This is a genomic window from Rhodopseudomonas pentothenatexigens, from assembly GCF_900218015.1.
Lineage (GTDB): Bacteria > Pseudomonadota > Alphaproteobacteria > Rhizobiales > Xanthobacteraceae > Rhodopseudomonas > Rhodopseudomonas pentothenatexigens.
In genome coordinates, this window is record NZ_UFQQ01000005.1 from 108,090 (window position 1) to 134,652 (window position 26,563).

Genomic DNA, 26,563 nt, shown 5'->3' on the forward strand with positions numbered 1-26,563 from the left:
GTTGAAATGACGCAAAGAACCAAGCCACCGTTCCGCGCCGACGAGGTCGGCAGCCTGTTGCGGCCTGAAAAGATCAAGGAAGCCCGCGCCAAGCTGGAGAAGGGCGAGATCACTGCCGACGACCTGAGGAAGGTCGAGGACATGGAGATCGAGAAGGTCGTCCATAAGCAGTCGGCGATCGGCCTCAAGCTCGCCACCGACGGCGAATTCCGCCGCTCGTGGTGGCACTTCGATTTTCTCGCCAAGCTCACCGGCTGCGAACTCTACCATCCCGACACCGGCATCCAGTTCGCCGGCGTCCAGACCCGCAACGATTCGATCCGCGTGGTCGGCAAGCTCGACTTCCCCGACGACCATCCGATGCTCGACCACTTCCGCTTCCTCAAGAAGCACGCCGAGATCGCGCATGTCACGCCGAAGATGACGATCCCGTCACCGGCGGTGCTGCACTTCCGCGGCGGCCGCAAGGCGATCTCCACCGAGGTCTATCCCGATCTCGACGGCTTCTTCGAGGATCTCGCCAAGACCTATCGCAAGGCGGTGAAGGCATTCTACGACGCCGGCTGCCGCTATCTGCAGTTCGACGACACGGTGTGGGCGTATCTGTGCTCGCAGGACGAATTGCAGAAGGCGCGCGCCCGCGGCGACAATCCGGACAATCTGCAGCAGATCTATGCGCGGGTGATCAACTACGCGATCGCCGACCGGCCGTCCGACATGGTGATCACCACCCACGTCTGCCGCGGCAATTTCCGCTCGACCTGGATTTCGTCGGGCGGCTACGAGCCGGTCGCCGAAACGCTGCTCGCCGGCATCAACTACGACGGCTATTTCCTCGAATATGATTCCGAGCGCGCCGGCGGCTTCGAGCCGCTGCGGTTCCTGCCCAAGGGCAACAAGGTCGTGGTGGTCGGGGTCATCACCTCGAAGTTCGGCGAATTGGAGAGCAAGGACGCGATCAAGCGCCGGCTCGAAGAGGCGTCGAAATTCGCCCCGCTCGAACAGCTCGCGCTGTCGCCGCAATGCGGCTTTGCCTCGACCGAAGAGGGCAACATCCTGTCCGAGCAGGAACAGTGGGACAAGCTGCGCCTCGCGGTGGAAGTGGCGCAGGAAGTCTGGGGCAAGTAACAGCTTGGTTTGATCGATCTGGGATCTTGCGTGATGGCCGGGCTTGTCCCGGCCATTTGCGTTATCCTGGTCCACCGTCATTCCGGGGCGCTCGCGTAGCGAGCGAACCCGGAATCTAGAAGTTGCTGCAATGCCGGGTGCGCCACAACCGCGGGAGTCCGGGTTCGCGAGCTGGCGCTCGCGCTCCGGAATGACGGTGTGGGGTGGAATGAGGGCGTCCCTGATGGATCGCCTTCAGTCGATCCCGAGATACGCCGCCTTCACCTTCGGGTCGGTGAGCAGTTCCGACGCCGGCCCTGCATGCACGATGCGGCCGGTTTCGATCACGTAGCCACGGTCGGCGATTTCGAGCGCGGCGACGGCGTTCTGTTCGACCAGCAGGATGGTGATGCCGCTCTTGCGCATTGCGGTCACGGCGTCGAGGATCTGGTCGACCAGGATCGGCGACAGTCCGAGCGACGGTTCGTCGAGCAGCAGCAGCTTGGGCTTGCCCATCAGCGCGCGGCCGATCGCCAGCATCTGCTGCTGGCCGCCGGACAGGCCGCTGGCCTGCTGGTCGCGCTTGTCCTTCAGGATCGGGAACATCGCATAGACGCGCTCGCGGTCGGCCTCGATGCCGTCGTCCTTGCGCAAATAGGCGCCGAGCCGCAGATTGTCGGCGACGCTGAGCGGGCCGAAAATCTGCCGGCCCTCCGGCGACTGGGTGATGCCGAGGGCGACGCGTTTGTGCGGCGGCAGCTTGTCGATGCGCTGGCCGAGGAAGCGGATTTCGCCGCCGGAGACCGGCTGCACACCGGACAGCGCCCGCAGCAGCGTGGTCTTGCCGGCACCGTTGGAGCCGATCAGCGCCACCACCTCGCCTTCGCGCACTTCGAGCGCGATGCCCTTCAGCACGTCGATCCGGCCGTAGCCGCTTTGCAGATCCTTCACCTCAAGCACGCGCCGCCTCCCGAGCGCCGTGACGGCCGAGATAGGCTTCCGCCACCAGCGGATTGTGCCGCACCTCGTCCGGCGTGCCTTCGACCAGCATCCGGCCCTGATTCAGCACCAGGATGCGATGCGAGATCTTCATCACCAGCTTCATGTCGTGTTCGACCAGCACCACCGCGATGCCCTGGTCGGCGACGCGGCAGATCAGGCGATCGATTTCCTCGGTCTCGACCGAATTGCATCCGGCTGCCGGCTCGTCGAGCAGCAGCACCCGCGGCTCGGCAGCGAGCGCGCGGGCGATCTCCAGCCGCTTGCTGGCGCCGTAGGACAGCGATCCGGCGGCGACGTCGGCGACGTCGCGGAGGCCGACCTGATCGAGCAGCGTCAGCGCGGCTGCGCGGGTAGCGCGGTTCTGACGAGTCACCGACGGCAGCCGCAGCAGGTCGGCGAACAAGTTGCACTTCTCCTGCAGATGCCGGCCGACCATCACGTTCTCGGCGGCAGTCATGCGGTGGAAAATCTGCAGGTTCTGGAAGGTCCGCGACAGCCCGCGCGCGGCGAGTTCGTCCGGCGGCAGGCCGGTGACGTCGTTACCGTCGAGTTCGATCCGGCCGTGGTCGGCGGCGTACATCCCGGAGACGACGTTGAACAGCGTGGTCTTGCCGGCGCCGTTGGGGCCGATGATCGACAGGATTTCGCTCGGCGCCACCGAGAACCCGACGCCGTCGATCGCCTTGACGCCGCCGAACGCGATGCCGACATCGCTGACCTTCAGAAGCGTCATCGCCGCGCCCTCATGGTCAGCTTTGCCAGCATCGGCACCATGCCGTCGCGCATGAAGATCATCGACACGATGATGAGCAGGCCGAGCAGGAAATGCTCGTAGTCCTGAAACACCGTGAGCAACTGCGGCAGCACCACCAGCACTGCGGCGCCGACGATGCTGCCGACGATCGAGCCGAGCCCGCCGAGCACCACCATCGTCACCAGTTCGACCGAATGCAGGAAGCCGGCTTGATCCGGATTGACGAAGCCGTTCATCATCGCCAGCGCCGAGCCGGCGATCGAGGCGTACACCGCGGCGATGACGAACGCCTGCAGCTTGAACCGCTCGACATGCACGCCCGCGGTGCGCGCGGCGATCTCGCTGTCGTGCAGCGCGCGAAAGGCGCGCCCGGTCGGCGTGTCGTCGAGGTTGAGCGCGAACCAGGTGCCGATCAGCAACAGTCCCGCCGTGATCCAGTACCAGGTGGTCGAGCCGGAGACGCGCCAGCCGAACAGGCTGAGCTTTGGCACCGGCATGCCGTCCGGGCCGCCGGTCCAGCCGCTCTCTGTGGTGATCACCATCGCCACCAGCACGCCGAGCCCGAGCGTGGCGATGGCGAGATAGTGCCCCTTCAGCCGCAGGATCGGCCGGCCGACCAGAAATGCGAGCAGGGCGGAGATCAGCGCACCGACCAGCACCGCGAGCAGGGCATGCAGCCCGAAATGCGCCGGCGCGATCGCGACTGCATAAGCGCCGATGCCGAAGAAGCCGGCATGGCCGAGGCTGACCTGGCCGGCCTTGCCCATCAGAATGTTGAGGCCGATCGCCGCCAGCGCCGAGACCCACACCAGGGCCGCGACGCGGAAGTAGTAGCTCGATGGAAACAGCAGCGGCAGCACCGCCATCACCACGGCGAGCGCGATCAGAATGGCGGACCGGCGGCCGAGCAGGTTCAGCATCACTCAGACCCGCTCGACGGTGCGACGGCCGACCAGCCCCTGCGGCGCGACGAACAGCACAGCGAGGATGACGATGAAGGCGATGGCGTCCTTGTAGGTCGACGACACATAGCCGGCGCCGAACGACTCCAGCAGGCCGAGCAGCAGCCCGCCGATCACCGCGCCGAGCGGATTGCCCATGCCGCCGAGCATCGCGGCCGCAAAGCCTTTCAGCGCCAGCAGCGTGCCGACGTCGTAGCTGGTCAGGGTGATCGGGGTGATCAGAATGCCGGCGATCGCGCCGATCGCCGCCGAGCCGCCGAATGCCAGCGCCATCACGGTGGCGACGTTGACGCCGACCAGGCGCGCCGCCAGGCGATTGGCGGCGGTCGCGACCACCGCCTTGCCGATCAGGGTGCGCTCCATCACATAGTACAGCGTCAGCACCACCAGTGCCGCGCCGCCCAGCACCCACAGGCTCTGCGGCTGGATCACCGCGCCGAGCAGGTGGATCGGCGCATCGCCGGAGAACGCCGGCAGCTTGTGGAATTGCTTGTCGAACACGATCTGCGCCGCGCCGCGCAGCAAGATCGAAGCGCCGATGGTGATGATGATCAGCGACACTGCCGAGGCGCCGCGCGCCGGCGCGATCGCCAGCCAATACAGCAACAATCCGACCACGACCGCGACGATCACAGCCAGCAACGCCGCCAGCGGCAGCGGCACGCCGGCCGCATAGGCGAATACCGTGACCATGCCGCCGAGCATGACGAATTCGCCCTGCGCGAAATTGACGACGTCGGCAGCGTGATAGACCAGCGTGAAGCCGAGCGCGACCAGCGCATACACCGCGCCGACGGTCAGCCCCGAGATCAGGAATTGCAGCAGTTCGGACATGGCGCCGGAGTGACTTTCGGGTCGATTGAACGCGTGGCAGATCGCCAATAACACTCGTCATTCCGGGGCGCGCGTGAAACGCGCAAACCCGGAATCGAGAAGTTGTCAGGTCGAGATTCCGGTTTCGCGGGCCGGTGCCCGCGCCCCGGAAACGCTCCCGACTTGCTCAGCTTGCCGGCTGCACCAGCGTCCAATCGCCGTTCTTGACTTCCAGCATCTTGAACGCCGACAGGTCGAGGCCGAGGTGATCGGTCGGTGACATCGTGACGATGCCGCCGGTGCCGACGAAGCCCTTGGTCTTTTCGATCTCGTCGCGGACCTTCTTCGGATCGGTCGAATTCGCCCGCTGCATCGCCTCGACCAGGATGGTGAGGCCGTCATAGGCGTGGCCGCCGAAGGTCGAGACCGGCTGCTTGGTGGTGTCCTCGTAGGTCTTCTTGTACTCGGTCACGACCTTCTTCTGCGGATCGTTGTCGGGCAGCTTGTCGGCGACCAGCAATGCCGCGGCCGGCAGCCGCACGCCTTCCGCCGCCGGGCCGGCGAGCTCGATGAAGCTCTTCGAGGCGACGCCGTGGCTCTGGTACAGCGGCGTCGACGACATGCCGAGCTGGGCGTAGTTGCGGGTGACGATCGCCGGGCCCTGGCCGAAGCCGGGATTGACCACCGCTTCGACGCCGGGGGCGGCCTTGATCTTGGTGAGCTGGGCCGTCATGTCGCTGTCGCGCGGCCCGTAGGTTTCCTCGGCCACGATGCTGACGCCGTAGGCCGGGGCGACCTTCAGGCACTGCGCCCGCATCGACGAGCCGAAGCCGTCGGTGCCGGAGATCATCGCCACCTTGGTGAATTTCCGCGCCTTGATGTTCTCGAAGATCTTCTCGCACGCCATCTTGTCGGTGTGAGGGGTCTTGAATACGTATTTGCGCACCGGATCGATGATCTCGACTGCGCCGGCGAACGAAATGAACGGGATCTGCGCTTCCTCGAACACCGGGATCATCGCCATCGTGGTGCCGGTGGTGGAGCCGCCGATCATCGCCACCACCTTGTCGTCCTCGACTAGGCGGGTGGCGAAGGTGCGCGCCTTGTTGGCGTCGCCGCCGTCGTCATAGACGACGAGCTCGATCTTCTTGCCGTCGACGCCGCCCGCGGCGTTGAGCTTGTCGACGTACATTTTCAGCGTCTTGTCCTCGGGATCGCCGAGAAACGACGCCGGGCCGGTGATCGACAGCACCGAGCCGAGCTTTATGGTCGAGGCCGCCAAAGCGGTGTGCATCAGCGAAAAGCTGGACAGCGCCAGAGCCGTCGCGCCGACGGCGACGCTGCGCAGGACATGCGTATAGTGAGCCATGAATCCGTTTCCTCCGTTGCAGGCCGCGCGCTTCTTCCGAGCGTCTTCGGCCTGATCCAATCCCGGTGCCTTATACGACGCCGACCGCGCCGATCGCACCTTATGCTTTCTGCTGATCGTAAAGCTTAACCGAACGGTCGGTCAATAGTGTTGCTCAGGCGCGCGCGACCGCGGCCGCTGGTGCGGCGCGATCGGCAAGCAGGATGGAGATCGAAAGAGAGGGGGGCGTGTGGCTGCGACCGGCCTCGAAATCGGCAGCGCCGACGGCAACTACGCGTCGCCGCGGCCGACGCTGTGATAGCTGAAGCCGTGCTCGGCCATTTCGGCGGGGCGGTAGATGTTGCGCAGGTCGACGACGATCGGCTGGGCCATCGCGGCTTTCAGCCGCGACAGGTCGAGCGCGCGGAATTGTACCCATTCGGTGACGATCACCAGCGCGTCGGCGCCCTTGGCGCAGTCGTAAGCATCTTCGCAATAGGTGATGTCGGGGAGTTCGGACTTGGCGTGGTCCATGCCGGCGGGATCGAATGCTTTCACCTTGGCGCCCATGTCGGTGAGGCTGGTCACCAGTGGGATCGACGGCGCCTCGCGCATGTCGTCGGTATCCGGCTTGAAGGTGAGGCCGAGCACAGCGACGGTCTTGCCGCGCATGTTGCCGCCGAGCGCCGCCGATACCTTGCGGGCCATCGCGCGCTTGCGGTTGTCGTTGACCGCCATCACCGCCTCGACGATGCGCAGCGGCGCTTCGTAATCGAGGCCGATCTTCACCAGCGCGCGGGTGTCCTTGGGGAAGCACGAGCCGCCGAAGCCGGGGCCGGCGTGCAGGAATTTGGGGCCGATCCGGTTGTCCATGCCGATGCCGCGGGCGACGTCCTGGACGTCGGCACCGACCTTTTCGGCCAGATCCGCGATCTCGTTGATGAAGGTGATCTTGGTCGCCAGGAAAGCGTTGGCGGCGTATTTGATCAGCTCGGCGGTGCGCCGCGCGGTGTACATCAGCGGGCCCTGGTTCAGCGACAGCGGGCGGTAGATCTCGCCCAGCACCTTGCGGGCGCGCTCGTCGGCCGTGCCGATCACGATCCGGTCGGGGAACTTGAAGTCGCGGATCGCGGCGCCCTCACGCAGAAACTCGGGATTCGAGGCCACTGCCACATCGGCCGCCGGGTTGGTCTCGCGGATCAGCCGCTCGACCTCGTCGCCAGTGCCGACCGGCACCGTCGATTTCGTCACCACGACCGTGAAGCCCTGCAGGGCCGCGGCGATTTCCTTGGCGGCCGCATACACATAGGACAGGTCCGCATGGCCGTCGCCGCGCCGCGACGGGGTCCCGACGGCGATGAACACCGCATCCGCTTCGCCCACCGGGGCGGTCAGGTCGGTGGTGAAATCGAGCCGGCCAGCCTTGACGTTGGCCGCGACCAGCTCGTCAAGCCCCGGTTCGAAAATCGGAATTTCGCCCCGATGCAGGGCCGCGATCTTGCCGGCATCCTTGTCGACGCAGGTCACCCGGTGGCCGAAATCCGCAAAGCACGCCCCGGACACCAGCCCCACATACCCGGTCCCAATCATCGTGATGCGCATAGCTCGATTCCGTCCTGCGAGGCGCCCGGACCTGCCGGACTCGCGCGCGTCTTAGCAGATCGATTGTTGTTTCCCAATGACAGTTTGGCGGGTTCAAACCGAAGTTCGCAGCGAAATATCGATGGTATCGGTCTGATCGTTGCCCTTCCGGCGGTGGGAAATGCGTGCTATGAGAGCGAGCCGATCTGGAATTGCCCACCCGCCGCGACATGAACAACGACCAGCTCCTCAGCCGGATATCCGACTACTGCCGTCAGGCCGGAATGGCCGAGACGACGTTTGGGCGGCGGGCGGTGAACGACGGCAAGCTGGTGTACCGGCTGCGCGAAGGAAAACGGATTACGCTGGATACGTTGGAGCGGATCGAGGCGTTTGTTGCTGCTGGGCTGGGCGTTGCGCCGCCGCCCAGGGGGCTGGTGGTGCCGCTGGAGCGGCGCGACCCGCGCAGCAACTTCCGGTTCTTCGAGAACCGCCAGAAATATCTATTGTTCGTACACACTTGCGGGGAAAAGCGGGTGGTGGCGGACCGCGTCGCGCTGGAGCTCGCCAACATCCACCCGCGCCCGCCCGCCCTGCGCGTGTTCGATGCGGGCTGCGGCGACGGCACGGTGCTGGCGCGCGTGCTGCGCGCGATGCATGGGCGGTTTCCGCAAGTCCCGTTCTACGTCTCCGGCAAGGAGCTCAGCGTCGAGGACTTGCGGCTGACGCTCGACAAGGTCCCGGACCGATTGTTCGAGCATCCGGCCTCGGTGTTCGTGTTCACCAACATGAACTACGCCGAGGCGCCGTGGCTGACGCCGGCCTCCTCGGCCGCCGCCGCCGGGATGATCTGGCACGAGGTGGCGCTGCGCGGCGGCTCCTCGGGCGAATTCGAAACCCAGATCGCCGAGCTGGCGCCGTTCCTGCAGGACAATTGGCGCGCCAATGTCAGCCCGCGCACCGGGATGCCGGTGTACGAGCGCCCGGTCGCGATCGTGCTGTACCGCGAGGACCACCGCTTCCTGCTCGACGCGGTGATCCCGCGCGCCGGCCGCACCGAGGCCAATTTCGACCTGATCGTCGCCTCGCAGCCGTACCGGGCGAAATCATCCGTCAACTTCCGCGCCAAGCGGATCATCGCGCCGCTGGCCCGCGCGCTGCGCCCCGGCGGCCGGCTGATCGGCATTCACTCCCACGGCCACGATCCCGGATTGGAAATCGTCCAATCGATCTGGCCGGACGAGAACCCGTTCTCGGTCAGCCGCCACGAATTGTTGCGCGCGGTCAAATACGAGCTCGGCTCGGCTGGTAGAGACCTGAACTTCAACGCCTATGCCGATAACCGCTCGATCTTTCGCTACGACATGGAGGCTTTGCCCAATGAGGTCACCGGACCGATCGGCAATTCGACGGCCTTTGCAGCATGGAATGCCGCGGTGTATGTCGCGCAGATCGAGGACGACCGGATCACCGAGGTGACCCGGGACGGCCAGTACCTGGAAGCCACCAGAGAGGTTTTGCGCAAGCACAGCGGTCTCTGGTTCAACGACGAATCCTACGTCATCTCGCGCAGGCGCGACTGACATCTTCTGGATAGCTATCTTTCACGAAAACACCGCCGGGGTCCGGCGGACAAGGGGTTGGTGATGCGCGCGTCTTATATGTTCACGAGTGAGTCCGTGTCCGAAGGTCATCCGGACAAGGTCTGCGACCGGATCTCGGACGAGATCGTCGATCTGTTCTACCGCGAGGGGCCGAAGGCCGGCATCGATCCGTGGGCGATCCGTGCCGCCTGCGAAACGCTCGCCACCACCAACAAGGTGGTGATCGCCGGCGAGACCCGCGGCCCGGCCTCGGTCACCAACGAGCAGATCGAGCAGGTGGTGCGCGACGCCATCAAGGACATCGGCTACGAGCAGGACGGCTTCCACTGGAAGACCTGCGACATCGAGATCCTGCTGCATCCGCAGTCGGCCGACATCGCCCAGGGCGTCGACGCGCTGCAGCCCGGCACCAACAAGGAAGAGGGCGCCGGCGACCAGGGCATCATGTTCGGCTACGCCACCAACGAGACCCCCGATCTGATGCCGGCGCCGATCTTCTACGCCCACAAGATCCTGCGGCTGATCTCCGAAGCCCGCCACTCCGGCAAGGAGAAGGTGCTCGGCCCGGACTCCAAGAGCCAGGTGACGATCCAGTACGAAAACGGCAAGCCGCAATACGTCCGCGAGATCGTGGTGTCGCATCAGCATCTGGTCGAGGACATGAGCTCGAGCCAGGTCCGCGACTGCGTCGAGCCCTATGTGCGCCAGGCGCTGCCCGACGGCTGGATCACCGACAAGACGATCTGGCACATCAACCCGACCGGCAAGTTCTTCATCGGCGGCCCGGACGGCGACTCCGGCCTGACCGGGCGCAAGATCATCGTCGACACCTACGGCGGCGCAGCCCCGCATGGCGGCGGTGCGTTCTCCGGCAAGGACCCGACCAAGGTCGACCGCTCGGCGGCCTACGCGGCGCGCTACCTCGCCAAGAACGTGGTCGCCGCGGGCCTCGCCGACAAGTGCACCCTGCAGCTCGCCTACGCGATCGGCGTGGCGCGGCCGCTGTCGATCTACATCGACACCCACGGCACCGGGAAGGTGTCCGAGGACAAGCTCGAGACCATCGTGGCCGAGGTGATGGACCTGACCCCGCGCGGCATCCGCTCCCATCTCGACCTCAACAAGCCGATCTACGCCCGGACCTCGTCCTACGGTCATTTCGGCCGCACCCCGGACGCCGACGGCGGCTTCTCCTGGGAGAAGACCGATCTTGCCGACGCCATGAAGCGTGCGGTGTAAGTGAGAAAGTAAGCCCAAAGTCGGCGTCTTCACCTCTCCCCGCGAGCGGGGAGAGGGAGCGCAAATGCACTGCCTCAAACTGCCCGATTCAGTTCGTAGTGCTCATTTCGACTGACACAGACATCAGGAAACCCATCCGCATGACCGCCAAGTTCACCGACTACATCGTCAAGGACATCGGCCTCGCCGATTTCGGCCGCAAGGAGATCTCGCTGGCCGAGACCGAAATGCCCGGCCTGATGGCGACCCGCGAGGAATACGGCCCCAAGCAACCCTTGAAGGGCGCCCGCATCGCCGGCTCGCTGCACATGACGATCCAGACCGCGGTGCTGATCGAGACGCTGACCGCGCTCGGTGCCGAGGTGCGCTGGGTGTCGTGCAACATCTACTCGACCCAGGACCACGCCGCCGCCGCGATCGCCGCCGCCGGCATTCCGGTGTTCGCCGTCAAGGGCGAGAGCCTGACCGAGTACTGGGACTACACCGCCAGGCTGTTCGACTGGTCGGACGGCGGCACGCCGAACATGATCCTCGACGACGGCGGCGACGCCACGATGTTCGTGCATCAGGGCCTGCGCGCCGAGCAGGGCGACGCGATGTTCCTCGATCAGCACAACAGCGAGGAGGAGCAGGTGTTCTACGCGCTGATCAAGCGCATCCTCAAGGAGAAGCCGAAGGGCTACTTCGCCAAGCTCGCCGAGAACATCAAGGGCGTGTCGGAAGAGACCACCACCGGCGTGCACCGGCTGTACGACATGGAGAAGGCCGGCAAGCTGCTGTGGCCGGCGATCAACGTCAACGATTCGGTGACCAAGTCGAAGTTCGACAATCTCTATGGCTGCCGTGAATCGCTGGTCGACGGCATCCGCCGCGGCACCGACGTGATGCTGTCCGGCAAGGTCGCGATGGTCGCCGGCTTCGGCGACGTCGGCAAGGGCTCGGCCGCGAGCCTCCGCCAGGCCGGCTGCCGCGTGATGGTGTCGGAAGTCGATCCGATCTGCGCCCTGCAGGCGGCGATGGAAGGCTATCAGGTGGTGACCATGGAAGACGCGGCGCCGATCGCCGACATCTTCGTCACCGCCACCGGCAACAAGGACATCATCACCATCGACCACATGCGCGCGATGAAGGATCGCGCCATCGTCTGCAACATCGGCCACTTCGACAACGAGATCCAGGTCGCGCACCTGAAGAACCTGAAGTGGGACAACATCAAGCCGCAGGTCGACGAGATCACCTTCCCGGACGGCAAGCGGATGATCCTGCTGTCGGAAGGGCGCCTCGTGAACCTCGGCAACGCGATGGGACACCCGAGCTTCGTGATGTCGGCGTCGTTCACCAACCAGACGCTGGCGCAGATCGAGCTGTTCCAGAACCAGGGCAAGTACGACAAGAAGGTCTACGTGCTGCCCAAGACGCTGGACGAAAAGGTCGCCCGCCTGCACCTCGCCAAGATCGGCGTCAAGCTCACCGAGCTGCGCAAGGACCAGGCCGACTACATCGGCGTCAAGGTCGAAGGCCCGTTCAAGGCGGATCATTACCGGTACTGATAGTTCAAGGCGTCATGGCCGGGCTTGACCCGACCATCCATCGAGACGACGAAGCCCCGGAGCGATGCTCCGGGGCGTTTTTGCCCCTTCTTGTTTGTGCCACGATTGGGCTACTGCTGAGTGCTTGTTTGAGTAGTGTCGCGCTCGTGTGGAAGAAAGTGGCGAAATTTATCTCGTTGCATCAGTCAAAGAATTATCTTGCCGTCCGAAGGGTTGGCTGCGGCTGATTGTAAGTCCGAGATGATCTGTGCCTTAAGTGCCTTAAGCGGTCTGTGGTACCGCCCAGCTAATCGAAGCATGAAGCTCTCACTGAATGCGATGAGGCCGGATGACACCAATTCAATCCGTCTTCTAATCCGCCTTAGATCGTCTTCGGTTGCCATGGCTTCGAAGATTGTGTATTCGGGAACAATGTGGTCTCTCCATAATTCCGGTGAATTCTCGTAACGCAATTTTTGACTCGGAGGACATAGAAAAATCAACTTAACGCGTTGATGTGTGGTCTTTCTAATGCTCTGGTACATGCGCTTTGAAATGGGTGGAAATCCTGAAAAGAGAGCTATCCCGGTCTTTTTGCTATCCTGCATTTCGCGGCCAAGTACTTGCGCGAACGTGGTTTGCATTGCTCTTTTGTCTTGAAGGCACTCCTGGACTTTTTGTTGGATGCGACTGACTGTCTCGCGGTTCGATAGATAGGGGTAAACTCCGATCTCCTCGGATGAGTTATTCTGAAGAAGTGTTTCGAAGAAATGCTCTTCAATTGTTGTTGAGTTTTCTGGTCTGACATTCGATCGAGGCTTATCGAAGCCGGAGTAGAACCATACGAATCGTTGTCGTGGTACAACTGATAGTGGCCCAGAAAGATCATTATAGCGGGAGCAAAGGGCTTTAGTTATAAATCTTTGCTCGGCCGAGCTTTCATAGAAAGCCATGATTGGCGCTGTGTTATCAGTTGTGCTTCGAACGAGTTCGCTAATTGTCCAGTCGTTGTTTGCGTAATTCACAACGGCCTGCACTGCGGCGGCGCGGGCATTCGATTTTTGTACTTTAATGGTCCGTCGAGTCGACGGTTCTAGTCCTTGGTGAGTCATCACCTCTGAATGTAGGGCGCCGATAATCTTCTTGCATCGAATCTTCGACAGATCGGCGCCGCTAATTGTCGCCCCAGTCAAATCCAAAACGTCCGCTTCCAGCGTTCCAAAATCGACGTTTGTAAGATCGCAATTCCGTAGATCTTTCGCAGGATCAAGTTCGAAGTATTTCAGCAGCTTTGCAAAATTATCCTCTTCCATCGCCAACAAGGAGAATAGAGCGTTTATCGATTCATTTGTCACTGGACAATCTCCCTGTCAGTGTCGAGATCCAGCCTATGATCGAAGATGAGGCGGTCTTTTCAGGTATTTGATTTATCTCCCTGAGATGTCTCGCAAGAAGTAGCCTCGCAATAGCAATCTTGTTGGGAGACCTCTTCAGTCGATCGAAAATTGTTTGGGGGGCCTCAAGATCGACAATGACAATATCTTTTGGCTGGAAAGCAAGAGTGCCTGTTATGGTTATAGTCGGAGCAGTGACGGTCATTTTGCAAAGTGATTCATCGCCGCAATATCGTGATTGCATGTAGTTGTCGGAAGTTGCGGAGAATTGCCATCTGTTCCCCGGCATCGCTAGAACGGGTTCCTGCTGGGAATCGGATGTAAGAGTCTCTGTAGATGCCATCTTGGTATTTCGATCTATCTTTCCATCGATGCCAATTGTCGTATCTGCGGATGCAGACATGTTATTTGTGCTGGCCTTCGCGCCGAAGGCAGACTGAGCGCCTGCATGCAGTTCGCTCATTCTCTCGAGTGTCCGCTGCAATTGAGTCCTTACGGCGTGGGGCTTCTTGTCTCCGAATCTAGACGAAGATGGATCAATTTCGCATCCCTTCGTCGCAAGACCGAGGGTTGCCCTCGATAAGCCTATCTCGACCGACTGCGACCAATCTTCTGAAGACAATACCATTGTGCCGAAGCGGACGTCTGCGCCAAGGTGAAAGTCGTATTCGTGTGCTCCCTGGGGTGCGAAGAGTACTACTTCTAGTAGCTCTTCACATCCCGGTTGAGGTATTTGTTCGAGCGTAATTGCTTTGGGGGTCTTAGTCTTCAAGTCCTTAGCTCCCTTGAGAGGAACAACAAAATGGGGCCTTAGGGCGGGTAGGCCCTTAGCTCGTAGGGCGGATTAGCTCGTAGGGCGGATTAGCGAAGCGTAATCCGCCGTCGCGCCGAGACAAGCGCTGCGGCGGTTCGGCGGGTTACGTCTTAGGCTAACCTGCCCTATGAAAAATACACTATTTCAAAGTAGAGTTGCCGTAGAGAGCCCACCATCGTGGTTTTTGACTATCGTTCAGGCGTCGCTTCCATTCTGTTTGTTGCTTTTGCAGCGCTGCTTCCTCTTCGCTCGTCCAAGCGATCCAGTCCTGCTCAAGCGCAGCCTCGCAAAACATCTTCAACTCCATAGGCGTGAAATTGCTCTTCAATCGATTGGCCTTATGCGAGATGACCCAGACATTCCCCTTGATATAGCCGAGGTGAGGATCTTTGCGATCGAGCGTCGGAGAATTGTCGATGGATTGGCCTATGCCGACCTTGAATGGAACGCGACGCAGGGGGCAGACCTTCGGGATCTCGATATCCCTAACATCAATATCGAAATTTATGGAGAGCCGCCTCGCTCGCCGACGCGCGCTGTTGAGAAGCCGAGTGACCACTTCAGAGTAGTCATCGATATATTCACTGACCCAGTAATCGGATGCACTTAGCGTTTTGACCTTGTCTTCGACATTCCACCCTTTCGCCTCCCAGGACGTGGCTAGATCATGGTGCAGCTTGTGCAGGGGGCGCCATCCGCGGGTTGTGTTGATATGGTGCATTGATGACCTCGTCTCGCGCAGTCCGTATGGCGGATTAGCGCAGCGTATCCGCCGCTACGTCGACACAAGCACTGCTGATGTTTGGCGGGTTGGGCCTTCGGTGAACCTGCCCTACGATGGCACCTCTTCAAATCGAAGCGGTCAAGGCTCGCTCGTCTGCTGCTGGCGGCGGAGCCTTAAAGATGTGCCCGAATGACGCGGGGAGCCGCCCAAGTCGTTGATTCTGGATCGTGCTGCTCCAATTACGGCAATCTAGATTATTGCCACGGCGAGAGTTATCCTGATCGCAATGGAGTGAAACAGCCATGACCGACGATCTGGGCGTCGTGGACGGTGACCTGGAAACGCCGGTCACCAAGGAAGACGTTGAAAAGCGTGTCCAAGATTGGAAGAATCGCCTGAGTGACTTGTTTCGACGAGTGAGCGATTGGGCGCGAGAGAACGGATGGCAGGTTAACGATAGCGGTGAGGTCTCGATGCATGAAGAACTCATGCAGCGGTTCAATCTCCCTGCGACGGGCCAGCCGACACTCCGTTTGGACGGAGAGCGCGGTTACGCGCTGTTCAAGCCGAAGGGATTGTGGGTGATCGGTGCCAACGGTCGGATCGATCTCTACACGTCGAAGGGCATATTCATCATCGTCGATTTGGCAGAAAGCGGGACCGCTCCGCGTTGGACGATTTTTCGAACGAATTCAAAGCGTGAAGGTGAACCCTTTTCACCGGAATTATTAACGAACCTCGTTTGCGATGGACAAGCTTCCTGAAATCAAAGCCAGCTACGATTGGTTCTTCGCTTGTTACCAGGCCGAAACCGCAGAGCGAGCGAGAAGCAGTGATATTGCCGCCATCGATCGAATGGAAGTGAGGCGCGACATGTTGGAGCGCGCCGCGTTTGTGCTGATGTTCGGTCAGTTCGAGAAGGCGGTGAATTCGAAATTCGAAGAAGCGGTCGACGCGAGGATCGGCAACCCCGACTGGAATGGTCGCCGCGGTTGGGACACTCCCTCGTTGAAAGGCAATAAGGTGCCGTTCGACACAAAGCTCGCGATGGTGTTGGACAGCCGGTCCCCGTCGTTCAGGCGTATCTTGCAAACTTACGCGATACGCAATCATTGCGCTCATGGCGGAACCACCAACGCCGTCGGCTCCATCGATGCGCTCGAAGCAGAGCTCTATCGCTGGTATTCCGAGCTGCGGAGTTGAGGCCAGCAAGTGTGGGTCGGGTGAGTGAGGCGACGCCGGGGAGTCGATTGAGCGAGCTTCAGCCGTCTCGGATATCGCGCTCATCTGGGCGATTGCTTGCTCAAAATCGCGTCGCGGAATGTCATTAGTGACACCGAGATACAGCGTAACATGCTTGCCGCTCGCCATCAGATAGGCGTATTACGCCAACGCCGCACAAGGAGTATGGAGTCCGGCTCACTCGCCGCTAGTGCGGGGCGCGTCCCGGAATGGCGAACGATTGGGTCGTAAGCCGGGTTCTACAAGTCCAATATCGAGGAGCGGCCTGTGGGTAGATTCGCGGAGCGCAGTCCGGGCGCCGTGCTCAGGCCCATCTAAGCGGGCGGATTCATTTTATAGCTGATTATCTTCGAGATCGCATGTCGAAATGCTGTCGGCTTATTGATAGTATATCCCTTTTCAACCGTTCAGCGGGAGGTAACATTGGGCGGTCTCGAGGACGCAGCCAGTATCTTGTTTAGTCATCCGACCGGAATTAGCGCATTGGTCGCTGCCTTGATCGGGGCGATGACGTCCTCGATAATTGCAATTTTGCACCAGAGAGCCGTATTGCGTCGCGTGACCATGCAGGAAATCATTGATGACTTTCTCAGGCCGGAATTCCTCGTGCATAGGGCTGTCGTCAGTTCATTGAGTCGGAAAGTACGTAGACGAGACGTGGAGATCAGTGAGATAGCGCGGGGCTATTGGTACCCAGGGCCAAAGGACGGCAAGAGGTCTTATCAGGGCGACAAGATCGACAGTCTGAACGAGCATCAACATCTGGAGATATTCATCGGCTACATCAGTCGGCTCGCGCACCGCATTCGGACCGAGAAAGTTGATCGGCTTCAGCTCCGTCAGCGACTAAGGAGCGCGTATCGCTATCACGGGCCATTCATGAACAGCCTAGCAAAGGAAGTGCGAAGGCAGATGATGCTCGATGGAGAGACGGAGATTCCCAGTTGGGTTTGCGATGTGGAGCAGGTGAGGGGAGTCCTGGGCGTCGAGGACTTTATCGAGGCACACATTTGAGGTCGAAAGAGAAGCTTCATGCCGTTGCTTGTCGATGAGGCCGCGAGGCAGATCGCCATAACCCGCTGGGGGTTACCCGAGTGTATTCATGTTCCCATTGCGGCTGCTGACGAAACAGCGATCCGGGCGTATATCGGGGAGGCTCAACCGATTGGCGGGCCGCCCTATAGGGCGTTCCTCGTGATCATTCCGCACTCCACCGTGATCGATCCTCTGCTCCCGATCAGCTGTCATCCAAACGTAGGCGTTCTATTCGCGCGACGACAGCTATGGGTAAACATCTCTTACGATGGATACCGATCGGCGTATCGAAAGGCGTTCTCGGGCGAAAATATCGACGGGCGGATCTTGAGTCACGCAATGAATCGTCGGACGGCAGCGCTCAAGGGATTCGATTTCGTGCGAGTCACGCTGGCGTCGAGGGCCAACAATTCAAGTAGCAGTTTCTCCGAAAAATGGGGCGTAGAACTTCATTCGTCGGAGCGGGCCAAGGCAATCCGGGGTGTTCGCCCACCATACATCCAATACGCCGACTTGTCGGACCTGATGCTGATGCTGGACATGAGAATCGGCGGAGGAATCATGGATGCAGTGAACGAAGGACAGAAGCTGGTAGAGCCAAGGACCAACGCCGTAGGGTGCAACAACGCAGTCCGTAGTGCGGATTAGCGCAGCGTAATCCGCCATTGCGTCGAGGCAAGCCCTCCGGCTACTCGGCGGGTTACGCCTTCGGCTAACCCGCCCTACGGGCTACGGGCTGTCGTCTTCAATGTCTCGTCACCGCCCCCATCCAGCTCAACGCCGGCTTGGAACGCGGCGCAAAGCGCGCGCACGACGTTGCGCGCTAGCCGCTCGCTCGGCAGGCCCGCCGCAACGGCGGCCGCGACATGGGCTGGGTGAACGAATACGGTCACGGCATCGCGCACCACGCCGGCTGCGGCCTCGACATTGTCGATGCGCATCTCACCACGCCGGACACCGTCGGCGAGGATGCGAGCGATCAGACCGGTCATCGCCGCCGCGTAGGCTGCGATGATCTCCGGCCGCTCGTCCATGATGCGGCGGTACAGCCCGTAGACTTCAGGATCGGTCGCAAACCGCTCACGCTTGCGGGCATGCAAGGCCAGCACCATGCCTTCCAGGCGTTCGGTCACCGGCCCGTCGGTCTCGACGAAGCGGCTGGCCATTTCCTGCTCGTCCTGCATCGCCGCGACGGCGAGCGCGTCGAAGATGTCGGCCTTGGTCCGGAAGTGCCGGTAGATGGTGGTGTGCGAGGTGCCCAGCGCGCGGGCGATGTCGACCACGTTGGTCTTCGCCTCGCCGAAGCGGCGCACCTGTGTCCGTGCAGCCTCCAGGATCCGCGCGCGGAAAGCGTGTTCGTCGGGAGCAGACGGGGGATTGGACATGGCGGCCTTCGTTAACCCCAAGAAATACCGGAACGTCCTCGATCGTTCAACGACGAACAAAATATGAAATATGTTCGTTGAACTATGTTCATGCTGGTGCTATGTTGCCTCAACTGCAGAAGGAGGATGCGATGCACCCGCTGAACAGCCCGTCCGCTCGACCCCGCCTTGCGTTTGTGACCGGCGGCTCCGGCTTTGTCGGCGGCCGATTGATTGGACAGTTGCTGGACCACGGTTGGACTGTCCGCGCGCTGGCCCGCAGCGCACCGAGCGAAGCGCGGGTCCGGGCGCTCGGCGCCGCGCCGGTGAAAGGCGACCTGAATGACGAGCAGGCGCTGCGCGAGGCCATGGCGGGCTGCGAGGTCGTGTTCCACGTTGCCGCGCACTTCAAGCTCTGGGGCAAAAAGGCGTTGTTCGATCGGGCGAACATCGACGGAACGCGCAATGTCGTGAACGCGGCTGCGGCGACCGCCAGCGTCCGACGGGTGGTGGCGGTCAGCGCGGCCGCCGTGGTGATGGGCGATCCCGAGCCGATGGTCGATGTCGACGAGACGCTGCCGCTGCAGCGCCGGGCGTTTGCGCCCTACAGCTCGTCGAAGGGCGAAGCCGAGCGCGTGCTGCTCGGCGCCAACCAGGTCCGCCCCGATTTCGAGACGATCGCGCTTCGGCCGCCCTTCATCTGGGGGGATGGCATGCCGACCCTCGATGAGATGGTCGAGACCGTGCACGCCGGTCGCTGGCAATGGGTGGACGGCGGCCGGCAGGCGATGTCGAGCTGCCACGTCGACAATCTGTGCGAGGCACTGATCCTCGCCGCCGACCATGGCCGCGGCGGTGAGGCGTACTTCGTGGCCGATGCCGAAAACACCACCCTGAAAGGTTTCATCTCGGCCCTGCTCGCGACGCGCGGCGTCAGCGTGTCCGACAAAGCGGTCCCGTTCGGGCTTGCCTGGACAATGGCCGGTCTGATGGGAGCAGCGTGGCGTCTGCTGCGGCTCGAGGGCCAGCCGCCGATCACACGCCAGATGCTGCGACTGATCGGCAAGCCTTTCACCATTGCCACCGGCAAGGCCACGACCGATCTCGGCTTCGTGCCGCGCACCACGATGAGCATGGGGCTCGCCGCCATGCGGCGCGCATCCCAGCCCGCCACCAGCCCGTAGGATTGGTCCGCCGAGCGGATCAGCGCAGCGTCATCCGCCATTGCGTCGAGGCAAGCCCTGCTGCTGTGCGGCGGGTTACGCCTTCGGCTGACCCGCCCGCCGACTGAACGGATCGATCACCGTGCTGCCGCAACCGGCGAAGTCCGCGACGTTCCGCGTCGCCATCTGGACTCACGCGTTGCCTCATCCTTCGAGGCCGCCGCTTTGCGACGGCGCCGGCGGTCCGGCTGACGCGAAGCTACGACCTGAGAAACTGCGCGAACGCCTTCAGCGTGGTTTCCGAGCAGTGGTGCTCCATGCCCTCGGCGTCGGCTTCCGCGGCTTCAGGCGGGACGCCGACGGCGCGCAAGAGATCGACCACCAGCCGATGGCGGGCGTGCGATCGTTCCGCCAGCGCCTGGCCCTGCTCGGTGAGAAACACGCCGCGATAGGGGCGCGAGGTCGCCAGCCCGGCCTTCTTCAACCGCGAAATGGTCTTGATGGCGGTGGCGTGCGAGACGCCGAGGCGGCGCGCAATGTCGGTCGGCCGTGCTTCGCCGGTGCCGGCCAACAGGTCGGCGATCAGTTCGACATAGTCCTCGAGAATCGCGGTCGACTGCGCCGAGCGGGCCTTGCCGAAGCGGCGGGCCTGCACCAGCTCGGTCGGCAGATCGGCCGGGGGAGCGTCGTTGCGCTGGGCTTTCCGCGGGACGGCAGGGCTCATTGATTCACGCTCGCGATTGCTGCGATCCGGAAAGCACGAATTCTCGCCGGCGTCAAAATGTAGCCGAGGCAACAATCCGGCATTGACAGTTGCGACCCATTCTCTACGATGTAGCCAAGGCTACAATATCGGGGCCGTGCACCACCGCCGCAAGGCCGGCCGGTGCAGGATGAAACTGCGCGCCGTTTCGGCCGCGCTCGGAAGTAAAGGAACGCAGGTGAGTACTCGGATCGACGCGGCGAAGCGGTCGCCGGCTCGGACATCGTCATGGGGGCGGATGGTCGTGGCGACCGCATTCGCGGCCGGTGCCGCAGCGGAGATCTCACCGGCCGCGGCGGAGGACGCGCCGTCCTGGCTGTCGCTGCCCGCGTCGTCGCTGTCGAGCTTCGCGATGCAGCGCCCCGCGACGGTGCCGGGCACGCATCACGCCGAAGGCGTCGACACCGAGCACATCTTCGGCTTCTCGATGGGCTCCGATATCGGCCAGAAGGGCGAGATCGAGGTCGAGATGGAGAACGTCGGCGGTTTCGGCAAGCGCGATGGCCGCTACGCCACGCTGGGGACGCTGGCCCAGGTCAAGTACACGCTCACCGATCGGATTCGCATCGCACCGGGGCTGTCGTTCGGCGGCCAGCGGATCGACGGCGTATTCGGCCACGACGACCGCCATCACCTGACCTTCAACGGCGCTGCGCTCGAGTTCCGCTACAAGCTGATCGATCGCAAGGCGGCGCCGTTCGGCTTGACGCTGCACGCGCAGCCGAACTGGTCCCGCGTCGACGAGGCGACGGGCGGCCGGATCGAGCAGTACGGCGGCGAGTTCGCGGCGCTGTTCGACCGCGAGCTGATCGCCGAGCGGTTGTTCGCCGTCTTCAACGTTTGGTACGGCACCGGCGCCACCCGCGAGCGCGCGACCAATCTGTGGGGCCACGACTCCGAACTGCAGCTGCACGGCGGCCTGTCCTACGCGTTCGCGCCCGGGTTCCTCGCCGGTCTCAATGTTCGCTACCTGCGCGCCTATGACGGCGGCGGGCTCGACCGTTTCGCCGGCGACGCCGTCTATGTCGGGCCGACCTTCTCCTACAACGTCTCGCCGGCATTCGGCCTGTCGGGCACCTGGCAGTTCCAGGTCGCGGGCGGCGCCCTGGGCGACCGGCGGCCGCTCAATCTCGACCGGTTCGAGCGCCAGCAGGCGATGCTCCGGCTCAACTGGCACTTCTAGCGACGGGCGCCGCGACGAACACCCGAGCCACGGCGCGCGACTGCATCAGGATGGATACGGATGAAGCTGAATCGGATTGGCGCCGGCCGGGTGAGCGGGTTTGTCGCGGCTATCGTTGCGGGCGTGCTGCTCGCCGGCTCGTGCCAGGCGCAGGCCCGCAAGCCGTTCCGCGTGGTGACGACCTTCACGGTGATCCAGGACATCGCCCAGAATGTCGCCGGCGACAAGGCGATCGTGGAATCGATCACCAAGCCCGGCGCCGAGATCCACGACTACCAGCCGACCCCGCTCGACATCGTGCGGGCGCAGGCGGCCGATCTCGTGCTGTGGAACGGCTTCAATCTCGAACGCTGGTTCGAGCGGTTCTTCGAGAACGTGAAGGATGTTCCGAGCGTCGTGGTCACCGAAGGCATCGCGCCGATGGGAATCGCGCAGGGGCCGTACAGCGGCAAGCCCAATCCGCACGCCTGGATGTCGCCGTCCAACGCGCTGATCTATGTCGAGAACATCCGCAAGGCGCTGGTCAAATACGATCCCGCCAACGCGGCCGCCTACGATCAGAACGCCGCCGACTACGCGGCCAGGATCAAGGCGCTCGACGAGCCGCTGCGCCGCCGGCTCGCCGCGATCCCCGAAAGCCAGCGCTGGCTGGTGTCGAGCGAAGGCGCGTTCAGCTATCTGACGCGCGACTACCAGATGAAGGAGGCGTTCCTCTGGCCGATCAACGCCGACGAGCAGGGCACGCCGCAGCAGGTGCGCAAGGTGATCGACCTCGTGCGCAAGAACAACATCCCGGTGGTGTTCAGCGAGAGCACGATCTCGGATCGCGCCGCCAAGCAGGTCGCGCGTGAGAGCGGCGCGCGCTACGGCGGCGTGCTCTATGTCGATTCGCTCAGCGCCGCGGGCGGTCCGGTGCCGACCTATCTGGACCTGCTCGAGGTGACGGTCGAAACCATCGCCAAGGGGTTCGGGACATGATCCGGTTCGACCCCGCCGAGGCGCGGGGCGCAGGCGACACGGTCCCCGGCATCGCGGTGCGCGGTCTCGACGTGACCTATCCGAACGGCTACACGGCGGTGCGCGACGCCTCGTTCGCGCTCGGCGCCGGGACGATCTGCGCGCTGGTCGGCGTCAACGGCAGCGGCAAGTCGACGATCTTCAAGGCGATCATGGGGTTCGTGCGGCCGTCGGCCGGCAGCGTGGAGCTGTGCGGGATGCCGGTCGCGCGAGCGCTGAAGCGCAACATCGTCGCCTACGTCCCGCAGAGCGAGGACATCGACTGGAATTTTCCGGTGCTGGTCGAGACCGTGGTGATGATGGGCCGCTACGGCCACATGAACTTCCTGCGGATTCCGTCGCAGGCCGACCGCCGCGCGGTCGACGAAGCCCTGGAACGCGTCGGCATGACGGCCTACCGCGACCGCCAGATCGGCGAGCTCAGCGGCGGCCAGAAGAAGCGAGTGTTTCTCGCCCGCGCGCTGGCGCAGGGCGGGCGGATCGTGCTGCTCGACGAACCGTTCACCGGCGTCGACGTCAAGACCGAAACCGCGATCATCGATCTGCTGCGCGAGCTGCGCGACGCCGGCCAGCTGATCCTGGTCTCGACCCACGATCTCGGCAGCGTTCCGCAGTTCTGCGACCAGGTCGTGCTCGTCAACCGCACCGTGCTGGCGGCCGGGCCGACCGCAGAGACCTTCACCCAGCGCAATCTCGAACTCGCCTTCGGCGGCGTGCTGCGCAACTTCCAGCTCGGCGGCGCCGACCTGCACAGCGACGACGATCAGCGCCGGCTGACGGTGATCACCGACGACGAACGGCCGCTGGTGTTCTACGACGCCCGGCCCGACCAGCGGCAGGATCAGGAGAGCTGAGATGGCCGAGGGGTCGCTGCTCGCCGAACTGCTGGTGCCGTTCGCCTACGGCTACATGCTGAAGGCGATGTGGGTGAGCGCCCTGGTCGGCGGCGTGTGCGCCTTCCTGTCGGCCTATCTGATGCTGAAGGGCTGGTCGCTGATGGGCGACGCCCTCGGGCACGCGATCGTTCCGGGCGTCGCCGCCGCCTACATCCTCGGGGCGCCGTTCGCGCTCGGCGCGTTCTTCGCCGGTATCCTGGCGGCGGCCGGCATGCAGTTCGTCAAGCTGAAGTCGCGGTTGCGCGAGGACGCGGTGATCGGGCTGGTATTCACCACGTTGTTCGCGCTCGGGCTGCTGATGGCCTCGATCTGGCCGATGTCGGTGAGCGTGCAGACCATCGTGCTCGGCAACATCCTGGCGATCTCCGATGCCGACGTCGTCCAGGTCGCGATCATCTCCGCGGTGTCGCTGGCGATTCTGGCGCTGAAGTGGAAGGACCTGATGGTGACGTTCTTCGACGAGAGCCACGCCCGCAGCATCGGGCTCGATCCGCGGCGGCTCAAGATCGTGTTCTTCACCCTGCTCAGCGCCTGCACGGTCGCCGCGCTGCAGACGGTCGGCGCCTGCCTGGTGATCGCGCTGGTGGTGACGCCCGGCGCCACCGCCTATCTGCTCACCGACCGGTTCGGCCGGTTGATCCTGATCAGCGTCGCGCTCGGCGCCGTCACCAGCTTCGTCGGTGCTTATCTCAGCTATTTTCTCGACGGTGCCACCGGCGGCGTGATCGTCACGCTGCAGACCCTGCTGTTTCTGGTCGCGTTCTACTTCGCGCCGAAGCACGGCGTGATCGCGGCGCGCCGGCGGCGGCACGCGGCGGCGGGAGTGACGCCGTGAGCGAGGTCGCCGACTGGATCACCGGACCGCTGGCCTATCCGTTCATGCAGCGGGCGCTGGTCGCGTCCGTGATGGTGGCGGCGGTCTGCGCGGTGCTGTCCTGCTATCTGGTGCTGAAGGGCTGGTCGCTGATGGGCGACGCTGTCTCGCACGCGGTGCTGCCCGGCATCGTGGTCGCCTATGTGCTGAACCTGCCGCTGGCGGCCGGGGCGTTCGTGGCCGGCCTGTCCTGCGCGGTGGTCACCGGCTATCTGAAGGAGAACAGCCGGGTGAAGGAGGACACGGTGATGGGCATCGTGTTTTCCGGGATGTTCGGCTTCGGCCTGGTGCTGTTCACCAGGATCGAGACCGACCAGCACCTCAACCACATCCTGTTCGGCAACGTGCTCGGCGTCACGCCGCGCGACCTGATCGAAATCGCGGTCGTCGCCGGTGGGACGCTGCTGGCGGTGCTGCTCAAACGCCGCGACCTCTTGCTGTATTGCTTCGACCCCCACCACGCCCGATCCATCGGCCTGCCGGTGACGGCGCTGCACTACGGACTGCTGGTGCTGCTGGCGTTGACCATCGTCGCGTCGTTGAAAGCGGTCGGCATCATCCTGGTGGTCGCGATGCTGATCGCGCCCGGCGCCACCGCCTATCTGCTCACCGACAGCTTCGAGCGGATGCTGCTCGTCGCCGTGGCGGTCGCCGCCGGCTCGGCCGCGATCGGCACGCTCGTCAGCTTCCACATCGACGGCGCCACGGGCGCCTGCATCGTGCTGACCCAGGCGCTGGTGTTCTGCGCGGCGTTCCTGTTCGCGCCGAAGCGTGGATTGCTGCGCACCAACCGGGCCGCGGCAAGGGACCAGTCCGAGCCGGCGGGGTGAGGTGTGCGATCATCCGGCCGCCTGCGCTACAGCGCTTCGTATTGCTGATAGATCGCGCGGGCGATGCCGAGCAGGTGATCGCGGTCGGTCTGCGCCACCACGGCGTAGGACAGCTGGGCATCGATCCAGGAGAATGCCGCCAATTCGCCGGTGCGTTCGAACCGGAAGGCGCTCGGCTCGGCGTCGCCGCCCGGCCGCACATACACCGTGACGCGGCGGCCCTGCTGGTCCTCGTACATGAACTGCGCCGCCGGGCCGTTGGTGGCCGGCAGCAGCCGGCCGCCGATCAGCTTCAGCCCGAGCGCGTCGAGCTTCGGCGCTGTCAGTTTTCGGCCGAGCCGGCGCGACAGCCATTGCACCAGATGCGCTTCCTGGTCGGCCGCGACCTCGACCGGATGCGCGACCTCGACCGCATAGGTCCGCCACGCCACCATCGCGGCGTCGGCGACCGGGGCGGCCGCGACGACCGTGGGCGCGCGGTGCCAGCGCTCGGACGCCAGCCAGCCGCCGGCGCCGCCGATCACCAGGCACGCCAGCGCCGCCGCCACGGCGCCGAACCGCTGGCCGATCCAGGCGCGGCGCTCGCCGCGCAGATGCGCGATGCGGAGCCGTGCCGGGATCGGCTCGGAGGCCACCGCCGACAGCCGGGCGCGCAGATCGTCGCGATCGGCGATCTGCCCCGCGATGCGGCGGGCGGCCTCGGCGTCGGACTCCAGATAGGTCTCGACCTCGGCGCGCCGCGCGGCATCGAGCCGGCCGTCGACATAGGCCTGCAGATCGTCCTCGCTGAGAGGGCGACGGACGGTCATTTCACTCTCCTCAACACGGTGGTGCGGCCGGCCTCGACGCTGTGGCGCAGCGCCTCGCGGGCGCGGCTGAGCCGCGACATGATGGTGCCGACCGGTACGTCGAACACCCGCGCGGCCTGCTCGTAGCTCATTTCCTCGACGCCGATCAGCAGCAGCAGCGAGCGCTGATCTTCCGGCAGATCGTCGAGCCGCGCCAGCGCGTCGCGGGCGATCAGGCTGCGCTCCGGGCCGGCGGCGCTGTCGGGAATCGGGCCGCGCGAGTCGAGATCGACCGCGTGGCCGCGCCGAACCGCGCGGCGACGCTGATCGAGATACACATTGCGTTCGATCGCAAACAGCCAGGCGCGCAGGTCGCCGCCCGGCCGCCGCAGCCGCCAGCGCGTCAGCGCCCGCTCCAGCGTGCTCTGGACGAGATCGTCCGCAGCGTCGCGATCGTGCAGCAGCGCCCGCGCGTAGCGGCGCAGGCTTGGTATCAGCGGCTCGATCTCGGCGGCGATCTCGTCCAAAGCGGTCTCG

At 63.7% G+C, this 26,563-nt stretch carries 27 protein-coding genes; 14 read left to right on the forward strand and 13 right to left on the reverse strand.

The genetic code is table 11. The features are described from left to right. The first annotated feature begins 6 nt into the window (after nt 1-6). Entirely contained in the window at nt 7-1,128 is a 1,122-nt protein-coding gene (locus DWA33_RS05870) for a cobalamin-independent methionine synthase II family protein (RefSeq protein ID WP_114357164.1), read from the forward strand. Between the two features lie 234 nt (nt 1,129-1,362). On the opposite strand, the gene DWA33_RS05875 is transcribed toward DWA33_RS05870, so the two are convergent. The 6 genes from DWA33_RS05875 to DWA33_RS05900 form a co-directional block, all read right to left on the reverse strand. After that, nucleotides 1,363-2,067 carry an ABC transporter ATP-binding protein gene (locus DWA33_RS05875; protein ID WP_114357165.1) on the reverse strand — a complete coding sequence of 235 codons (705 nt, stop codon included), beginning with the start codon at nt 2,065-2,067 and terminating at the stop codon, nt 1,363-1,365. Continuing rightward, on the reverse strand, nt 2,060-2,842 hold the full coding sequence (locus DWA33_RS05880) for an ABC transporter ATP-binding protein (protein ID WP_114357166.1): 783 nt from the start codon (nt 2,840-2,842) through the stop codon (nt 2,060-2,062). The genes DWA33_RS05875 and DWA33_RS05880 overlap by 8 nt, the downstream gene beginning before the upstream one ends. After that, nucleotides 2,839-3,783, reverse strand: a complete 945-nt coding sequence (locus tag DWA33_RS05885) for a branched-chain amino acid ABC transporter permease (RefSeq protein ID WP_114357167.1) — start codon at nt 3,781-3,783, stop codon at nt 2,839-2,841. Before DWA33_RS05885 ends, DWA33_RS05880 begins: the two co-directional genes overlap by 4 nt. A gap of 3 nt (nt 3,784-3,786) precedes the next feature. Beyond that, nucleotides 3,787-4,659 (reverse strand): branched-chain amino acid ABC transporter permease, encoded by an 873-nt coding sequence (locus DWA33_RS05890; protein WP_013503936.1) that lies wholly within the window; start codon nt 4,657-4,659, stop codon nt 3,787-3,789. Between the two features lie 166 nt (nt 4,660-4,825). Further along, on the reverse strand, nt 4,826-6,007 hold the full coding sequence (locus DWA33_RS05895; protein WP_114357282.1) for an ABC transporter substrate-binding protein: 1,182 nt from the start codon (nt 6,005-6,007) through the stop codon (nt 4,826-4,828). A 270-nt stretch (nt 6,008-6,277) separates the two neighbouring features. After that, the gene (locus DWA33_RS05900; protein ID WP_114357168.1) at nt 6,278-7,588 is read right to left on the reverse strand and encodes a UDP-glucose dehydrogenase family protein; all 1,311 of its coding nucleotides are present in this window, start codon (nt 7,586-7,588) and stop codon (nt 6,278-6,280) included. Nucleotides 7,589-7,797: 209 nt separating this feature from the next. On the opposite strand from DWA33_RS05900, the gene DWA33_RS05905 reads away from it, so the two are divergent. The 3 genes from DWA33_RS05905 to ahcY all read left to right on the forward strand — a co-directional run bounded on the left by DWA33_RS05905 (nt 7,798) and on the right by ahcY (nt 11,960). Continuing rightward, nucleotides 7,798-9,150: a hypothetical protein gene (locus tag DWA33_RS05905; protein WP_114357169.1), complete on the forward strand. Its 1,353-nt coding sequence runs from the start codon at nt 7,798-7,800 to the stop codon at nt 9,148-9,150. Between the two features lie 63 nt (nt 9,151-9,213). Then, nucleotides 9,214-10,410 (forward strand): methionine adenosyltransferase, encoded by a 1,197-nt coding sequence (gene metK, locus DWA33_RS05910; RefSeq protein WP_114357283.1) that lies wholly within the window; start codon nt 9,214-9,216, stop codon nt 10,408-10,410. 140 nt (nt 10,411-10,550) lie between these two features. Then, complete coding sequence (gene ahcY, locus DWA33_RS05915; RefSeq protein WP_114357170.1) at nt 10,551-11,960, forward strand: adenosylhomocysteinase; 1,410 nt, start codon at nt 10,551-10,553, stop codon at nt 11,958-11,960. A gap of 185 nt (nt 11,961-12,145) precedes the next feature. On the opposite strand, the gene DWA33_RS24885 is transcribed toward ahcY, so the two are convergent. The 3 genes from DWA33_RS24885 to DWA33_RS05920 form a co-directional block, all read right to left on the reverse strand. Further along, on the reverse strand, nt 12,146-13,294 hold the full coding sequence (locus tag DWA33_RS24885; RefSeq protein WP_147270223.1) for a pentapeptide repeat-containing protein: 1,149 nt from the start codon (nt 13,292-13,294) through the stop codon (nt 12,146-12,148). Continuing rightward, entirely contained in the window at nt 13,284-14,105 is an 822-nt protein-coding gene (locus tag DWA33_RS24890; protein ID WP_147270224.1) for a hypothetical protein, read from the reverse strand. Before DWA33_RS24890 ends, DWA33_RS24885 begins: the two co-directional genes overlap by 11 nt. Nucleotides 14,106-14,286: 181 nt before the next feature. Beyond that, on the reverse strand, nt 14,287-14,868 hold the full coding sequence (locus tag DWA33_RS05920) for a hypothetical protein (protein WP_114357171.1): 582 nt from the start codon (nt 14,866-14,868) through the stop codon (nt 14,287-14,289). Nucleotides 14,869-15,173: 305 nt separating this feature from the next. Here DWA33_RS05920 and DWA33_RS25100 point away from each other — a divergent pair, with 305 nt between their 5' ends. The 4 genes from DWA33_RS25100 (at nt 15,174) to DWA33_RS05935 (ending at nt 17,796) form a co-directional block, all read left to right on the forward strand. Next, the gene (locus DWA33_RS25100) at nt 15,174-15,635 is read left to right on the forward strand and encodes a hypothetical protein (protein WP_167443125.1); all 462 of its coding nucleotides are present in this window, start codon (nt 15,174-15,176) and stop codon (nt 15,633-15,635) included. Next, complete coding sequence (locus DWA33_RS25105) at nt 15,619-16,074, forward strand: hypothetical protein (protein WP_167443126.1); 456 nt, start codon at nt 15,619-15,621, stop codon at nt 16,072-16,074. The genes DWA33_RS25100 and DWA33_RS25105 overlap by 17 nt, the downstream gene beginning before the upstream one ends. A gap of 462 nt (nt 16,075-16,536) precedes the next feature. Beyond that, nucleotides 16,537-17,127, forward strand: a complete 591-nt coding sequence (locus tag DWA33_RS05930) for a hypothetical protein (protein WP_116080196.1) — start codon at nt 16,537-16,539, stop codon at nt 17,125-17,127. An 18-nt stretch (nt 17,128-17,145) separates the two neighbouring features. Next, entirely contained in the window at nt 17,146-17,796 is a 651-nt protein-coding gene (locus DWA33_RS05935; protein WP_114357173.1) for a hypothetical protein, read from the forward strand. Between the two features lie 74 nt (nt 17,797-17,870). On the opposite strand, the gene DWA33_RS05940 is transcribed toward DWA33_RS05935, so the two are convergent. Then, nucleotides 17,871-18,533, reverse strand: coding sequence for a TetR/AcrR family transcriptional regulator (locus DWA33_RS05940; RefSeq protein WP_114357174.1), 663 nt, complete (start codon nt 18,531-18,533; stop codon nt 17,871-17,873). A 131-nt stretch (nt 18,534-18,664) separates the two neighbouring features. Here DWA33_RS05940 and DWA33_RS05945 point away from each other — a divergent pair, with 131 nt between their 5' ends. Beyond that, nucleotides 18,665-19,696: an NAD-dependent epimerase/dehydratase family protein gene (locus DWA33_RS05945; protein WP_114357284.1), complete on the forward strand. Its 1,032-nt coding sequence runs from the start codon at nt 18,665-18,667 to the stop codon at nt 19,694-19,696. Nucleotides 19,697-19,934: 238 nt separating this feature from the next. Here the strand turns inward: DWA33_RS05945 and mntR are convergent, their stop codons facing one another. Then, on the reverse strand, nt 19,935-20,399 hold the full coding sequence (gene mntR / locus DWA33_RS05950) for a manganese-binding transcriptional regulator MntR (protein ID WP_013503925.1): 465 nt from the start codon (nt 20,397-20,399) through the stop codon (nt 19,935-19,937). A 277-nt stretch (nt 20,400-20,676) separates the two neighbouring features. On the opposite strand from mntR, the gene DWA33_RS05955 reads away from it, so the two are divergent. From DWA33_RS05955 to DWA33_RS05975, 5 genes are read left to right on the forward strand one after another with little or no spacing between them, the layout of a single operon-like run. Next, the gene (locus DWA33_RS05955; protein ID WP_114357175.1) at nt 20,677-21,621 is read left to right on the forward strand and encodes a DUF6662 family protein; all 945 of its coding nucleotides are present in this window, start codon (nt 20,677-20,679) and stop codon (nt 21,619-21,621) included. 60 nt (nt 21,622-21,681) lie between these two features. Further along, nucleotides 21,682-22,599, forward strand: coding sequence for a metal ABC transporter substrate-binding protein (locus DWA33_RS05960; protein WP_114357176.1), 918 nt, complete (start codon nt 21,682-21,684; stop codon nt 22,597-22,599). After that, on the forward strand, nt 22,596-23,492 hold the full coding sequence (locus DWA33_RS05965; protein WP_114357177.1) for a manganese/iron ABC transporter ATP-binding protein: 897 nt from the start codon (nt 22,596-22,598) through the stop codon (nt 23,490-23,492). Before DWA33_RS05960 ends, DWA33_RS05965 begins: the two co-directional genes overlap by 4 nt. A gap of 1 nt (nt 23,493) precedes the next feature. Beyond that, nucleotides 23,494-24,369 carry a metal ABC transporter permease gene (locus tag DWA33_RS05970; protein WP_114357178.1) on the forward strand — a complete coding sequence of 292 codons (876 nt, stop codon included), beginning with the start codon at nt 23,494-23,496 and terminating at the stop codon, nt 24,367-24,369. After that, entirely contained in the window at nt 24,366-25,238 is an 873-nt protein-coding gene (locus tag DWA33_RS05975; protein ID WP_147270225.1) for a metal ABC transporter permease, read from the forward strand. Before DWA33_RS05970 ends, DWA33_RS05975 begins: the two co-directional genes overlap by 4 nt. A gap of 26 nt (nt 25,239-25,264) precedes the next feature. Here DWA33_RS05975 and DWA33_RS05980 read toward each other — a convergent pair whose 3' ends face one another. Next, a complete protein-coding gene (locus DWA33_RS05980; protein ID WP_114357179.1) occupies nt 25,265-26,047 on the reverse strand; it encodes an anti-sigma factor family protein in 783 nt (260 codons plus the stop codon). Then, a complete protein-coding gene (locus DWA33_RS05985) occupies nt 26,044-26,553 on the reverse strand; it encodes an RNA polymerase sigma factor (protein ID WP_114357180.1) in 510 nt (169 codons plus the stop codon). Before DWA33_RS05985 ends, DWA33_RS05980 begins: the two co-directional genes overlap by 4 nt. Between the last annotated feature and the right edge of the window lie 10 nt (nt 26,554-26,563).